We start from the raw sequence: 15,074 nt of genomic DNA on the forward strand, positions 1-15,074 counted from the left end.
TTTTGAATGAGTCAGATTATCCTGAATAATCTTCCTATTTATCAACTATTATCGTTCGCTTTATACAAAAAAGAAAATGTTCTGCATAAATTCGTCGTTGCAATTCTACCAATGTCCAAGCATTACGCTATACTTTAGCCAATTTATAATCGAATAAACGGGTTAAGCAGTGCCTATAGAATTTGTCGCAACGTCAAGATTACCGACCGCTTTTGGTGAATTCAATATTACGGTTTTTCAGGATCCTGAAACCGGTGAAGAACATGTCGCACTCTCTAAAGGACTAGAACAAGCTCCCACTGAACCTGTTTTAGTACGTATCCACTCCGAATGCCTGACCGGTGATGCCTTCGCTTCACTCAAATGTGACTGCGGCCCACAACTTCAAGCCACCCAAAAATTAATTAATGAAGCGGGTCAAGGGGTGATTTTATATTTACGTCAAGAAGGTCGCGGTATTGGTTTAACCAATAAAATCCGTGCTTATGCCCTACAAGACCAAGGCCATGACACAGTGGATGCCAATTTATTATTGGATCTTCCTGCCGATGCACGTCGTTATGATATGTGCCCTATCATGTTGAATCATCTCAACATTACTGCGGTGCGTCTCATTACCAATAACCCATTAAAAATTGAAGCGCTCCAAGAGCAAGGCGTGAATGTCGTTGATCGTGTTCCGCTGACTGTGGGTTTAAATCCCTTTAACGAACAATATTTAAAAACCAAACATGATCGTATGTCGCATATGTATCAAAAGGACGATTTTTAAAAGTCCTTTAAATTCTCCATCTATAAATCCCTCCAAACCTCCCTTTACAAAAGGGAGGCTTTCCCCTCTTTAAATAAAGAGGGGTTAGGGGAAATTCAAATCGTCATCGAAAAAATACGATTTTCCGGCACACGGCGTTTTAACCTTAAGTCAAAAGCCATGCAGATATTACGTACAAAAGGTTTGCCTTTTTCGGTAATTTGGATGCTCTGATCACCCAACTCTAATAATCCATCCGCCTGCATTTCTGTTAATTGTGCAACCACTTCATCAATTTCTGGAAATTGCATGTCTGTATTTGCCCACGAAGTATGGAATGTACACATCAAATTCAGAATATGTTTACGGATAATCAAGTCTTCTTCAGTCAGCACATGACCTCGATAAACAGGAATTTGGTTTTGCTCTAAACGTGAATAATAGTCTTCAATTTTCTTTTCATTTTGTGCAAAGCTGTACCAACTATCACTGATCGAAGATAAGCCGAGACCAATCATCAGTTGGGTTTTCGATGCGGTATAGCCCATAAAATTACGGTGCAAACTGCCCTGCTGAAAAGCTTGATACATCGGATCTTGGGTTAATGCAAAATGATCCATCCCAATTTCATGATAGCCCTGCGCTAGTAGCTGTTTTTTACCTTCTTCATAGCATTGACGCTTTAAATCATCTTTCGGGACATCGGCATCTTTAAAACCACGCTGACCATTGCCCTTAATCCACGGCACATGTGCATAGCTATAAAAGGCTAAACGATCTGGCATCAAACGAGTGGTCTGTTCAATGGTATGCAGCACATCGTTTAAATCCTGAAATGGCAGACCAAAAACCAAGTCATGGGAAATAGAGGTATAGCCAATATCACGTGCCCACTGTGTCACCTGCTCTACATGTGCAAAGGGCTGAATACGGTGGATGGCTTTTTGCACCTTTTCATTATAATCCTGTACCCCATAGCTCACGCGTCGAAACCCAACATCGTACAAGGCTTGTAAATGCTCACGTGTAGTATTGTTCGGATGCCCTTCAAAGCTAAATTCATGCGCATCGGCAATATCCGCCTGCGCAAGAACGCCTTGAATCAACTGGGTGAGATGCTCAGGAGAAAAAAAGGTAGGTGTTCCCCCGCCCAAATGAATTTCTTTAATTATTGGCCGATCAACCAAGAGTTGACAATATAAGTCCCATTCTTTCAGCACCGCCTGAATATAAGGCAGCTCCATCTCATGTTTTTTTGTGACTTTTTTATGGCAGCCACAGAACGTACATAAGCTTTCACAAAATGGTAAATGGATGTACAGACTAATGCCTTCGCTGTGATTGGTCTCATCAAATGAACGCTTCAATCCCTGTTTCCACTGTTGCAATGAAAACTCAGCTTCCTCCCAATAAGGTACGGTTGGATAACTGGTATAGCGTGGACCTGGTACATTGTATTTTTGAATTAAAGAACTCGCCTGCTGAGACATCGATGCACCATTTCAATCAATGAGATTCAATTTAAATCTACCTGATGATTATTGTGCTGAGCTTCAGAAGTGAATTCAACCTAGCAAATTTGTCGGAATAGCCCTAATTTCAGCCTGAGTACTTCTGCTCACTACGCAGGAACTTTTGGTTTAATCGCTAAATTTCTAGATTTAAAGCAAAGATCCGATGCTGAGTATCGGGAAAAATGCCTTAAGTTTTCACGTAATTTATGTTTTGATGACACTTATCTTTAAATTATTTTAATAAAGGTCACCATGCAGAATCCAACTTCAGCCGATATTCAACGTGTAGATGAATTCCTTCGCGATTTACAGGCACGGATTTGTGCCGCATTGGAACAGCAAGAACGTGCTGGTGGCGGAAGTGCCGAATTTGCGATCGATGACTGGGAGCGCCCTGAAGGTGGTGGTGGTCGCTCACGTGTTCTACAAAATGGGACGGTGATTGAAAAAGGTGGTGTGATGTTCTCGCACATCAACATTTCAAAATTACCTGCCTCAGCGACTGAACGCCATCCCGCTATTGCAGGTGCAAAAGCGCAAGCCATGGGCGTGTCATTGGTAATTCACCCGAAAAACCCCAACGTCCCAACCTCACATGCCAATGTGCGTTTATTTGTCGCCGAAAAAGAAGGCCAAGATCCGATTTGGTGGTTTGGTGGTGGTTTTGACCTCACCCCATTTTATCCAAATGATGAAGATGTCTTGTCTTGGCATCAAACTGCCCATGATCTCTGTGCCCCATTTAGCGATACGCTCTATGATGAACATAAAAAATGGTGTGATGACTATTTCTATCTCAAACACCGTGATGAACAACGTGGTGTGGGTGGTTTATTCTTTGACGACCTCAACCAATGGGACTTTGAAACCTGTTTCAAATATATGCAGGCCGTGGGTAATGGTTATTTAGAGGCGATTTTACCGATCTTCCAAAGAAATCAAGACAAAGCCTATAACGAAGCACAACGAGACTTCCAACTTTACCGTCGTGGTCGTTACGTTGAATATAACCTAGTGTATGACCGTGGCACCTTATTTGGTTTACAAACTGGTGGACGTATTGAATCCATTTTAGTGAGTATGCCACCCTTGGCAGGCTGGTCGTATCGTCCTGAATGGGAAGAAAATTCTCCAGAGAAAAAGCTCACCGACTTTTATTTAAAACCGCATGATTGGCTTAATATATTGAAATAAAATAGATAGACATGTATTTGCCTCTGTCCATCAGGGGCTTTTCATTGCCTTTTAATTAAAGTATTTATATTTCTAGGTAATATCTTGATGCATAAATAAATTTTTTAAGCATTTACTTTGTAATCATATTGCTCAACAATGACACATCTTTTAAACAGCTTTACGCTATGTCATTGCACAATGTGTCAATAAACTCATGGCTGTAACTTTCTTGTACGGAGTACAACGCACATGACACATCAAACACTCAATAAAAAAGCAGTTAGTCTTACTGCCTTGGTGTTTTGGAGCTTTGCTGTTGTGCTGATCAGCGCTATCAGTACTAATATTTTTTCCGAAACGTCTTTGAATGACAATTTGGCTATTGGCTTCATGGTGGTTGCCTTGATTGGTTTAGTCATCAGTGCTGCCAGCATCTTGATTCAAAGCGTCTTAGATATTTGTAATCCTTAATTTTCCTCCTTTATTTCACGATTTTAAGACTGCCCGAACTTTAGCCATCTTCGGTTTTGGCGTATATTGTCTGCTCTTTCACATCTACATGGACGCTGTGCAATGAGCAAACAATTTGCCGTGATTGGCAACCCGATTGAACAATCACGCTCACCTGAACTTCATCATGCCTTCGCTGAAAAAACAGGCCTCGACATTCAGTACAGCAAACGACTTGCGCCACTTGATGGTTTTCAGCACAGTGTCGAATCCTTCTTTGCCGAAGGTGGTATAGGTATGAATGTCACTGTTCCGTTTAAAGAACAAGCGTATGCACAATGTACCGTGCTTACTGAACGTGCCAAAATTGCAGGTGCGGTCAATACACTTTGGATGCAAGATGGTCAATTACACGGTGATAATACTGATGGTCAAGGCTTGGTGAATGCCATTCATGCCTTAGATTGGAATTTAGAACAGAGCGATATATTGATCATTGGTGCAGGTGGTGCAACACGTGGCGTGATTTATCCGCTGGTACAAGCTGGGGCCAAAAAAATCGTCATTGCCAACCGTACTTTAGCGCGTGCTGAACAATTGGTCGCTGACTTAAAAACTGCTGTCCCCAATGCCGAACTTGTAGCCATTGCCCTCGCCGACTTAGCAGGTCAATTTGATCTGGTGATTAACGCAACATCGGCCAGTTTAACGGGTGATCCGCTAATTTTGCCTGAAGCTTTACAATTCACCCACGCCTATGAAATGGCCTATGGCAAACCGTCGACATTTTTGGATCAAGCCAAAGCACGCCATGTTCCAACCTCAGAAGGTTTTGGCATGTTGGTTGGTCAAGCGATCGAATCTTTTTCCATTTGGAATGGTGTCAAACCTGATCTAAAAGACTTTCTATAATTCAAAATGATTTGCTCAATTCACTTTCTGAGCAGTCGAAACACCTAAAAAAAGAACCTCAATCGAGGTTCTTTTTTGATCCGACTTAGTTCTTGTGTTTTTGAATGGCCTTATAGGTTTCATAATAAGCCGATTGGCTGAACAACTCTTCGTGTTCTGCTGTTAGGCCTTGTAATGACGCTTCTGATAATTTTCCTTTGATATCATCAGCAAAGGCTTGCGCATAGATTTTTGATGCTTTCACCAAATGCGCTTTTTTAGTTCCTTCCAGTTCATAACTGGCTAAAAAGTTTTGTTGATATAAATGTGCAAATATCGCCTGATCAGTCTTATAGGTTTTTTGCAACTGCTTCCATTCAACCTGAGCTTTGTACTCGCCAATTCCTGACTGTACATAATGGTTGACCGAAGAACCTAAGTCATCAAAGTCTTGATAGCGATGCAAAGCATGCTTATCACGTAATTGATTTAAACGCTTCAGCGCATTGCCTGTTGGTTCTTTTAAGCCATCAACAAATCGATATGCATAAACTTCTGCAATTTCATTCAAATCATTGGCTGAGTAATAACGCACATACTGAGCGCGATAGTTAGCAAATGCCACGACAAATGCCGCTTGATAGGCTTTCACTTCAGATTGATGACGTTTATAACTTTGCAATGCCACAGTACTGAGATATTCAGGAAGTTCGATTTCTTCATTTGCAGCACGGACATCATCAACCGATGCAGTTTCTGCTTCAGCAAGCAGAGGATCATTTCCCGTGATTGGCGCAAGCAGGCCTTTCAACATATTTTCAAAGAGTGAATCTTTACTGACTTCCTCAATGGATTTTGCCTGTTTCATGGCTTGACGATCAATTTTAGTCGCATTGCCATAATTCAAGATTTGGTTGCTACTTTTCAGCTTTAATTGACCTAAACGTGGCTCATTAAAGGCCAATTGATAGTCCATTACTTGGACGCGGCCTTTGTGATCTAAGCCTACATCCATCACAACATTCGAAGATGATTTATCCTGTGCATTCAGCACCTGCGCAATTTCAGCTTGATGCTTTTGCCATAATTGCTGAAATTGTTTTACATCGATAAGTTGTTCACTTTGATATTGCTGGAATACCGGCTTTAACTGCTCAACAGCGTCCGCAATCTCAGAATCTGTATTGGATGCGTCCGCAGCAGAGGCCGATGGTACAGAATCTGCTTGCAGCGGTATCACTCGAACATCTTGATAATCCTGACACAGTGTGACTTTACCAATCGGCACCTGTTTGGTGTTCATCAAGGCCTGACAGACTTCCTCAGATAAATTCGCTGTTTCATCATCTTCTTCTGAAGCCGCATAAGCTTCGGTTACTTCAGTATCCGAACTATAGGTTTCTTCGTCATCACCCGCGGTCGCCTCCGCATATGCACTTGCAGTATCGATCGCGTATTCAGCAGATTCAGCGGCAGAAGACGTTTGTTCGTCTTCCGTTTCATGTTGGTGATACATCAGGCCATGCATTTTCGCATTGAGCAGCTCATTCACACGTTCTACAGATGCATAAGCCGCATCATAGTCTTCATCCTCAGCTGCTGCCGCTACTGCAGTCCCTCCCGCCGCTTCAGCCGCAGCCATCGCCTCTTCGGAAGCACTGAGATGCACAGCAGCGTCCACAGATTCATCTTGCTCAGCGTCACTATTGCGCTGACCTTTGATTTGCGTGGTGTAATAGTTGGCGTTCACAAAATCAAAAAGTTCAAGCTGGGTGTATAGCGCATCGAGATCACCCACATAGCGGATTTTTTTAGTCAGCCCTGCATTTTTTTCATCACGTGTTAAAGCAATATTTTGCACTTGATTCGGCTCTGCCAAGACATAGGGCAAAGCATTCATTTGTTTTAAATAGTCAGCAAATTTTTTCAAATCGTACTGGGCAATCGTCTCTTTATGTTTTGAAAAATCCACATAAGCCAAGCTGCTTTGGCTTTCACGATTTACCATAAACGGCATGAACGCAAAGTAGTTGGTATAAAATTTATGTTGATTAAAATCAATGATCATCGGCAACTGTGCATTCACCTGCAAAGTCGGTTTTTGATAACTCAGTTGTAAGGTTAAGGCAGCAAGTTTTTCTCTAAAATGTACTGAACCGCTATAGCTAAACTGTAAATCATTCAACACATTCAGTAGTGATTGTGCAATTTTGGATTGCGGAGAAACGCCATCATCTTCATCGCTATAGCGCGCTGATGGTGGGATCGATTCATTGGCAATCGCTTGATAGAGCTGTTTCTTTTCTTTTTGGCTAAATGGAATATTTTGGGTTTTAATCAACTGATCCAGTTGTTTTTTAAGTTTAGGATCCAGCTCTGGCTGTGTAATAGTTGCAGGCTTTGACTTGGTTTCAGGCTTTTTTTCATCAAACTGAATATCGGTCTGAATTGAAAATTGCCCTTTCATGTCATAACTGGCATTTTCAAACATTGCGTTTAAGCCTTGAGTGGCTTGTTGCCCGAGAGACTGCTCTGTTGAATTGGTTTTTATGACATGTTGAGCACACCCAGTAATACTCAAACCCAGTAAACAAAGTGTTATATATTTTAATCGCATAATTGTACGAAAGACCTAAGTTCTTTATGATTTATTAAAAGAAAAAAATGATCAAAAGATCAACACCCAGTCTATCAGAAGTTTACTTTTCACATGTTGGTTAAATATTACAATTCGCCTTTCTGACATTTTTTAAGGGCGTATTCATCAATGTTTTTTGGATGAAATTATGAATAATCAAATCATCAATACAGATAATCCAAAAAAATTTAGATATTAGGATTAAGACTATGCCTGCATATAAAGCGCCTTTACACGATATTCGTTTCTTAATGAATGAAGTGCTCGATTACCCAGCACACTACAAAACTTTGTCTAATGGTGAAGCTGCTGATGCAGATACTGTCGACATGATTTTAGAAGGTGCAGCGGATTTTTGTGAAAACATCCTTTCACCTTTAAACCAAACGGGTGATGAAGAAGGCTGTCATTTTGAAAATGGTGATGTGAAAACACCAAAAGGGTTTAAAGAAGCCTATGACCAATTTGTACAGGGTGGCTGGCAAGGTCTGTCTTTCCCTGAAGAATTTGGCGGTCAAAACTTGCCACAGTCGTTGAATCTCATCAAATCTGAAATGATGGGTACAGCAAACTGGTCATTCCAAATGTATCCGGGTCTAAGCGTAGGTTGTATCAATACCATTCTACAATTTGGTTCAGAAGAACAGAAAAACCAATATTTACCGAACCTTGTTGCTGGAACTTGGTCAGGCACCATGTGCTTAACTGAACCTCAATGCGGTACTGACTTAGGTCAGGTAAAAACCAAAGCGGAACCTCAAGCTGATGGTAGCTATGCAATTTCTGGTACAAAAATCTTCATCTCTGCGGGTGAGCATGATTTAACAGAGAACATCGTACATATCGTTCTTGCACGTCTTCCAGATGCTCCTGCAGGTACTAAAGGGATTTCATTGTTCATCGTTCCAAAATTCCTTGTGAATGCAGACGGTTCAGTGGGCGAACGCAACCCAGTGACTTGTGGTTCGATTGAACACAAAATGGGGATCCGTGCTTCAGCAACAGCTGTGTTGAACTTTGACAATGCGATTGGTTACTTGATCGGTGAAAAACACAAAGGCCTACACGCAATGTTCACCTTTATGAACACTGCACGTATTGGTACAGCAATTCAAGGCATTGCACATGCTGAATTGGCATTCCAAGGCGCTCTTCCATATGCCAAAGAACGTATGTCTATGCGCGCACTTTCAGGTAAAAAAGATCCTGAAAAAGTAGCCGATGCGATTATTCACCATGCAGACGTACGTCGTATGCTTTTAACTCAAAAAGCGATCGCTGAAGGCGGCCGTTCAATGATTTACTATGCAGCTCAAATTGCGGACAAAATGACTGATGCTTTAACCCGCGGTGATACAGCAGCGTTTGAAGCACATGATGACCACTTAGGCTTCTACACCCCGATTCTCAAAGGTTTCTTAACCGAAATGGGTTATGAAGCTGCAAACCATGGTATGCAAGTATACGGTGGTCATGGTTATATTAAAGAATGGGGCATGGAACAAATTGTTCGTGACTCACGTATCTCTACTCTCTACGAAGGCACAACAGGCGTTCAAGCACTAGACTTGATTGGTCGTAAAGTTCTGTTGACCTCTAAAGGTAAAGTGATTCGTGACTACACAGCTGAAATCTTGAAGTTCTGTGGTCAACATGCACGTAACAAATACATGCGTCGTTTTGCGTGGGACTTAACGAAGCTTTGCGCACAGTGGAATGCATTAACGGTTCGTATCATGCTTGCAGCACGTAAAGACCGTGACATCGTATCTTCTGCTTCTGTCGATTTCTTAATGTTCTCTGGCTACGTGATGATGGCTTATTTCTGGGCACAACAAGCTGCCGTAGCTTCTGAAAAATTAGCAGAAGGCAATGGTGCAGAAGTTCCTGAGTTCTATAAAGCAAAAATCAAAGTTGCTGACTTCTACTTTGAACGTCTATTACCACGTTCACAAGGTCATGCTGAAGCAATGGTTAACCCATCGAAGACTATGACTTCTTTGGCTCCTGAACACTTTAGCTTTGACTACTAAGCTTTAAACCGAGTTAAATGACTCTATAAAAAGACCGCTTCGGCGGTCTTTTTTGTCTTCTCTTTTAATTTTCATCTATAGCGATAATGAGCAGCATTCTTAATTTCTTCATGAGGTAATAACAATGTATAAAGATGAACTTTATATGGAGAAATATTGTTGTATTTTTCAAAAAAAAATAGAACACTTTACCACCAAAAAAATAATTTTATTTAATAAATATTAAATACTTAAAGTAAATTTCACTCGATGATTTTAGCTTTACATTTGTATCTCATACAACTTCATATCTTCTCCACTGCCTCCCCCTATGATGACTTCATTGATTCATAGAGAGCGTAACCATGAAAAAATTGATGTCTTCATTGATGATTGGTCTGATTGCAACAACTGCGACAATGTCTGCAATGGCAGCGCCTGCATTCGATCATAAAAATCCACCACCTGCTGCAAACTTTGATAAAAAACCTGTGCCACCTAAAGCAACACATCACAAATCTGCTGGGCCCCACATGGTGAACAAAGAACATCAACAAGCTCATGCGAAATTTGCCAAACAAAACCATAAGGCCACAGCATTTAAAGCCAATCAACACAAACCTGTACCGCAGCATAAATTACCCCCTATGCCACCGAAACATCGTTAAGTTAAACTCAAAAAAAGACCGCGAATGCGGTCTTTTTTAATCTTTACTTTGCTTTATCAGCAATAAATTCTTTGATCTCTATGGGTTTATCTTTCACCAACTCAACTGTCCCTTCATTCACACCATTAAAGTTTTTAAAATGAATAGAAACGCCTTGGTCGTTGGCAAGTCGTACACCACTTCCAGAAACCGCTCGTTTCAACTCATAAACCCGATCAGAATTATCCGTCAATTGTGCAGTTTCAAAATTATCTTTGGTTTTTAGCTCAATCGTCAGATCTTGCGGCCCAGTAAAATGAATAACTTGCTCGTCCTGAGCAATAGCAATGTCATTCGACGGAGTAGTTGCTGACGCTGGTTCAGTTGATACCGTGTTTTCTACTGTAGCCTTTTTATCTGCACAACCAATCAAAGCTAAACTGAATACTGCAGCACTTAAAATATATTTCATTTTTAGGATAGTCCTTCTTGTAATATGTATTGGATTATTACAGGTCTAATTTTACAAATTGGACGCAAACTACATTAGAAATATAAAAATTTACGTGCTTTTTAAATTAAAAAAACAATTTTTCAATAGCATTCATTACAAAAACTCTTCCAACACTGAGTTTAAAAAGATATGCCCCTGTTCAGTACAAGACAAACGCGCAGGATCATTCACCATCAATTGACGCTGACGTAATGAGTTCAATAACTCGGCAATCGGCTCTAAACTTTCCCCTGTACGCTCGCTATATAGCTTGGCTTCCACCCCATGATTTAAACGAAGTGCATTCATCATAAATTCAAAAGGCATGTCGGCTGCTTCGATGCGCTTAAACTGAAGATGTTCAGCAGGTACTTTGGCTAAATAGTCTTTCGGCAATCGGGTTTTTTGGAAACGATACACCCCGTCTGGCATGGTCACTTTACCATGCGCGCCTGCGCCAATCGCTAAATAGTCACCAAACTGCCAGTAATTTAAATTATGTGCAGACGGCTTTTCTTTACGCCATGCCGATACTTCATAATTGATAAAGCCTTGCGCTGTTAAATAGGCTTCGCCCTGTTCTTGAATATCTTCAAGCACATCATCGACAGGTAAAATCGGTTTTGTGCGGAAGAAAACCGTATTAGGTTCAATGGTCAACTGATACCACGACACATGCGTTGCGCCATTTTCAACAGCAAGTTTTAAATCCAACAGTGCTTGCTCAATGGTTTGTTCAGGCAGGCCATGCATCAAGTCGACATTTACGCGTTCAAAACCCGCCTCTTTTGCATGCTGAATGGCAGAAATCGCATCATCATTCGAATGAATCCGGCCCAGTTTTTTCAGCTGGTCGGTATTAAAACTTTGCACACCGATAGATAGACGATTAATTCCTGCATCTAAATAACCGGAAAAAGGATCGTGCTCAACCGTACCGGGATTGGCTTCCAAGGTGATTTCACAACCTGCTTCAAACGGTAGCAACGCTTTGAGCTGAGCAAATAACCATTGATAGCCTTGGGCAGAAATCAAAGATGGTGTCCCACCACCAATAAATACACTATGAATCAGGCGACCCTGAGCAAAATCGACTTGGGTTTTAAAGTCTTCAACCAACGCCTGTAAATATTCTTGTTCTAAGTCCAAAGACAATTCACCATTCGGCACCGCATGCGAATTAAAGTCACAGTATGGACATTTGCGCACACACCACGGCATGTGAATGTATAAAGATAACGGAACAACTGCAGGATTTAATTCAGCCAAGGAAAATGCTCAAAAGGAACAAAAGAAGTAAGCGCATTTTAACATGACTGCATCAGAGCGCTTATGAAAACTCATCCACAATACAGTAGACTAATAAAATTAAAGAAGAATTAGATGATTAGAAGATGAAAATAAGCAGCCATTTATTGTACTTACTGCCGCTCGCGATGGGTGTTGGTATCGCTATGACCATTCAAACAGCGATCAACAGCCAATTGCGTGAATATTTATATTCACCGCTGCAAGCTGCCCTTTTTTCTTTTTTGGTTGGTACAATAGTCCTCGTCTTTATGGTGTTTTTTCAATCGGCCGAAAAACCGGACTTTGCAAGCTTTGCTCAAATTCCTTGGTATTTATGGCTGGGAGGATGTCTGGGCGTTTATGCCATCAGTATCAGTATTTATACCGCGCCGAAACTGGGTTTTTTATCCCTCTCCGGTCTGATTATTTTTGGACAGATATTAATGTCGATGGTATTTGACCATTTTGGCTTGCTCGGCACTGAAAAAACCCCGATTAACTGGCAACGCTTATTGGGTGGCGTGGTGATTTTTATTGGTGTGCTTCTCACTTTCCAACGCTAAGACCTCATTCCTAAGCACCTCACAAGAAATGAGTACATTCTGTGTCTACTGTCACGGCTGTAACAAGCAGCAAGTATGAATTAAAACAACTGTTTCATTTAATGATCCCGATATTGATCACGCAGTTTGCGCAAGCGGGATTTGGTCTCATTGATACCATCATGGCTGGACACATGTCCGCCAATGACCTTGCAGCGATTGCGGTCGGGGTCGGTTTGTGGATACCGGTCATGCTGCTGTTCAGCGGCATTATGATTGCCACCACCCCATTGGTGGCCGAAGCCAATGGTGCTCGGACGCCTGAAAAAATTGCCACCATCGCCCGTCAGTCTTTGTGGGTTGCGTTGTTTCTTGGCATTATCGCTGCATTAGTCTTACAAGCTATGCCGCTGCTTTTACCGTTATTGGGTGTCCCTGAAGTATTACTTCCGAAGGCGAGCTTATTCTTACACGCCATTAGTTTAGGTATGCCTGCTGTCACCATGTACGCAGCTTTACGTGGTTACTCAGAAGCATTGGGGCATCCACGTCCAGTCACTGTGCTGAGTCTGCTGGCCTTATTGGTGTTAATTCCACTGAACTTTATTTTTATGTATGGTTTAGGCCCAGTCCCTGAACTGGGTTCAGCAGGATGTGGTTTTGCCACCGCGATTTTGCAATGGTTAATGTTCTTTGCTTTGGCGATGTACGTTTTCAAAGGATCGGCCTATCAAAAAACCCAACCTTTCGCTGCTTTTGAAAAAATGAACAGTGAATGGATCAAACGTATTTTAAAACTCGGCTTTCCTATTGGCTTAGCCATTTTCTTTGAAGTCAGTATTTTTAGTACAGCCGCTATTGTGTTGAGTCCCTTAGGCGAAGTTACCATTGCAGCGCATCAAGTCGCCATTTCGATTACCTCGCAATTGTTTATGATTCCCATGTCACTGGCGATTGCGCTGACCATTCGGGTCGGTACCTATTATGGGGAAAAGAACTGGCTGGCTATGCGAAAAGTCCAGAAAGTCGGTATGTTTACAGGGACGGTATTTGCCCTGATTACCATGTTGCTGCTTTGGCTTTTACGTAATGAAATTGTGTCACTGTATACCAATGACTATGATGTGACTCAGCTTGCGGTGTACTTGGTGTTGTTCGCGATTGCCTATCAATTGATGGACGCATGGCAAGTCAGTGCCGCAGGGTGTTTACGCGGTATGCAAGACACCAAAGGGCCGATGTGGATCACCATGATCGCGTATTGGATCATTGCCTTCCCTGTCGGGATCTATCTTGCACGCTTTACCACGACTGGTGCTGCAGGCGTTTGGATTGGCCTGATTGTGGGCCTGACTGTCGCATGTATACTGCTACTTACACGTTTATTTATGATGAATAAACGTTTAGCACATGCGGGATAAGCCCTAAAAAATCATCTAAAAAGTTACTTAAAAAAGACGGCTACGCTATGCAGAAGACTAATGCAAATTAACACCCTGCATAGCAACGCCATAAATAAAAAAGCACGAAGAAGAGGAAAATAAACATGTCCCATGTATTTCGCTCGATCAGTCTCTGTCTGAGCTTGAGCTTTTCCATGTCACTACAAGCTGAACAAACGATCAACCGACATGAATTTCCTTTATATCACGCACCCATCAAAGTCCAATCACAACCCGAATTTGATTACATCAATCAAGCACTTTGGACAGCCTTTCGCTTTTATCATGAACAACAAGCGGACTCATATACCACACGTTTAAAATTAAGTTGTCAGCAATCTGGTATGGCATATACCTTTCAGGACTTCATCAAGGCCAATCAAAAGTTTGCCTCTGCGGATGATCAGGATTTTATCGTGACGCAAAACCTTATCACCTTGAATGAAAATTTACACCATAATCAATGCAGCAAATATCTCAGTCCACATTTAGAACTGGAAAAAACTGAAGCAACTGATGTTACGGAGTGACATCAGTTGCTCAATTTGATTCAAAAAAAGAACGATACACGAAAAAGTCATCTGCAATTGTTTGAGACAGGACTAGTTCTAATCAAAAATGTTTTTGCGATACTTTAAATAATTAGACGCTAGCGAACGAGTTTTGTCGGTGAGGTGCATTGCACCGCAAGATGGTTTCCTTGCGAAGCACGCTTCTCATTTTGCCGAATGAGAAACAACGTTTCGTAAGAGTACCTCCAGCTGAAGGCTAATCCCTTTATTCAATCCCTGGATGAAAGACTCTACAGAATAGAATTAAAAATCTTTTTTTAAATGCGTAAATACTTTTACAGGCATAACATCAGTAAAGCAACTAAAGCAGCAAAGCCAACTAATTAAGCGCCTCGATGGCATTTTTTAAACCTTGTGGCACTTGGCTGTCGTCCTCTACGTCTTTCACGATCGCCTGCCCGACAATCACATCTGTCCCATTAAAACTCATGGTCGGTGATCCATACAATTCATAGCCTTCATTTAAAGCTTTGGTCACACGGGCACAGAAATTGACATCATCTTTACCGGTTAAATAGCGATACACTTTCATCGTTCAGTTCTTTTCTAGCGAAGCGATATTTTAAACCATTCAGCACGTGGCTTAAATTTGCCTGAATTATTTTCAGTATTTACATTTTTGCCCATCATTTTATCAATGCAAATAAAGTCTTAAC

The 15,074-nt window shown here is 41.4% G+C and carries 14 protein-coding genes; 9 read left to right on the forward strand and 5 right to left on the reverse strand.

Going from position 1 to position 15,074, the window contains the following annotated elements; all coding sequences use genetic code 11:
* Positions 1–169 precede the first annotated feature (169 nt).
* Positions 170–772, forward strand: a complete 603-nt coding sequence (gene ribA, locus FTU37_RS05195) for a GTP cyclohydrolase II (RefSeq protein WP_168379100.1) — start codon at positions 170–172, stop codon at positions 770–772.
* A 95-nt stretch (positions 773–867) separates the two neighbouring features.
* Here the strand turns inward: ribA and hemN are convergent, their stop codons facing one another.
* Positions 868–2,241 (reverse strand): oxygen-independent coproporphyrinogen III oxidase, encoded by a 1,374-nt coding sequence (hemN, locus tag FTU37_RS05200; RefSeq protein WP_180123924.1) that lies wholly within the window; start codon positions 2,239–2,241, stop codon positions 868–870.
* A 276-nt stretch (positions 2,242–2,517) separates the two neighbouring features.
* Here hemN and hemF point away from each other — a divergent pair, with 276 nt between their 5' ends.
* From hemF to aroE, 3 genes are all read left to right on the forward strand, one after another.
* Positions 2,518–3,459, forward strand: a complete 942-nt coding sequence (gene hemF, locus FTU37_RS05205) for an oxygen-dependent coproporphyrinogen oxidase (protein ID WP_180123925.1) — start codon at positions 2,518–2,520, stop codon at positions 3,457–3,459.
* A 231-nt stretch (positions 3,460–3,690) separates the two neighbouring features.
* Positions 3,691–3,912, forward strand: a complete 222-nt coding sequence (locus FTU37_RS05210; protein ID WP_078189308.1) for a hypothetical protein — start codon at positions 3,691–3,693, stop codon at positions 3,910–3,912.
* Between the two features lie 102 nt (positions 3,913–4,014).
* A complete protein-coding gene (gene aroE, locus FTU37_RS05215; protein ID WP_180123926.1) occupies positions 4,015–4,803 on the forward strand; it encodes a shikimate dehydrogenase in 789 nt (262 codons plus the stop codon).
* Positions 4,804–4,888: 85 nt separating this feature from the next.
* Here the strand turns inward: aroE and FTU37_RS05220 are convergent, their stop codons facing one another.
* On the reverse strand, positions 4,889–7,399 hold the full coding sequence (locus tag FTU37_RS05220; protein WP_180123927.1) for a hypothetical protein: 2,511 nt from the start codon (positions 7,397–7,399) through the stop codon (positions 4,889–4,891).
* 230 nt (positions 7,400–7,629) lie between these two features.
* On the opposite strand from FTU37_RS05220, the gene FTU37_RS05225 reads away from it, so the two are divergent.
* On the forward strand, positions 7,630–9,453 hold the full coding sequence (locus FTU37_RS05225) for an acyl-CoA dehydrogenase C-terminal domain-containing protein (RefSeq protein WP_180123928.1): 1,824 nt from the start codon (positions 7,630–7,632) through the stop codon (positions 9,451–9,453).
* A 344-nt stretch (positions 9,454–9,797) separates the two neighbouring features.
* Positions 9,798–10,100 (forward strand): hypothetical protein, encoded by a 303-nt coding sequence (locus FTU37_RS05230; RefSeq protein ID WP_180123929.1) that lies wholly within the window; start codon positions 9,798–9,800, stop codon positions 10,098–10,100.
* Between the two features lie 43 nt (positions 10,101–10,143).
* On the opposite strand, the gene FTU37_RS05235 is transcribed toward FTU37_RS05230, so the two are convergent.
* The gene (locus FTU37_RS05235; RefSeq protein WP_180039447.1) at positions 10,144–10,551 is read right to left on the reverse strand and encodes a hypothetical protein; all 408 of its coding nucleotides are present in this window, start codon (positions 10,549–10,551) and stop codon (positions 10,144–10,146) included.
* 135 nt (positions 10,552–10,686) lie between these two features.
* The gene (hemW, locus tag FTU37_RS05240; RefSeq protein ID WP_180123930.1) at positions 10,687–11,841 is read right to left on the reverse strand and encodes a radical SAM family heme chaperone HemW; all 1,155 of its coding nucleotides are present in this window, start codon (positions 11,839–11,841) and stop codon (positions 10,687–10,689) included.
* A 125-nt stretch (positions 11,842–11,966) separates the two neighbouring features.
* Between hemW and FTU37_RS05245 the strand changes: the two genes are divergently transcribed.
* The 3 genes from FTU37_RS05245 to FTU37_RS05255 all read left to right on the forward strand — a co-directional run bounded on the left by FTU37_RS05245 (position 11,967) and on the right by FTU37_RS05255 (position 14,376).
* Positions 11,967–12,425 carry a DMT family transporter gene (locus tag FTU37_RS05245; RefSeq protein ID WP_180123931.1) on the forward strand — a complete coding sequence of 153 codons (459 nt, stop codon included), beginning with the start codon at positions 11,967–11,969 and terminating at the stop codon, positions 12,423–12,425.
* 41 nt (positions 12,426–12,466) lie between these two features.
* Positions 12,467–13,825 carry an MATE family efflux transporter gene (locus FTU37_RS05250; RefSeq protein WP_373686278.1) on the forward strand — a complete coding sequence of 453 codons (1,359 nt, stop codon included), beginning with the start codon at positions 12,467–12,469 and terminating at the stop codon, positions 13,823–13,825.
* Positions 13,826–13,950: 125 nt separating this feature from the next.
* Positions 13,951–14,376 (forward strand): hypothetical protein, encoded by a 426-nt coding sequence (locus tag FTU37_RS05255; protein ID WP_180123932.1) that lies wholly within the window; start codon positions 13,951–13,953, stop codon positions 14,374–14,376.
* Positions 14,377–14,737: 361 nt separating this feature from the next.
* Here the strand turns inward: FTU37_RS05255 and FTU37_RS05260 are convergent, their stop codons facing one another.
* A complete protein-coding gene (locus tag FTU37_RS05260; RefSeq protein WP_078189319.1) occupies positions 14,738–14,950 on the reverse strand; it encodes a DUF1737 domain-containing protein in 213 nt (70 codons plus the stop codon).
* Between the last annotated feature and the right edge of the window lie 124 nt (positions 14,951–15,074).

Origin of the sequence: Acinetobacter sp. YH12097 (assembly GCF_013419225.1) — a bacterium.
GTDB lineage: Bacteria > Pseudomonadota > Gammaproteobacteria > Pseudomonadales > Moraxellaceae > Acinetobacter > Acinetobacter amyesii.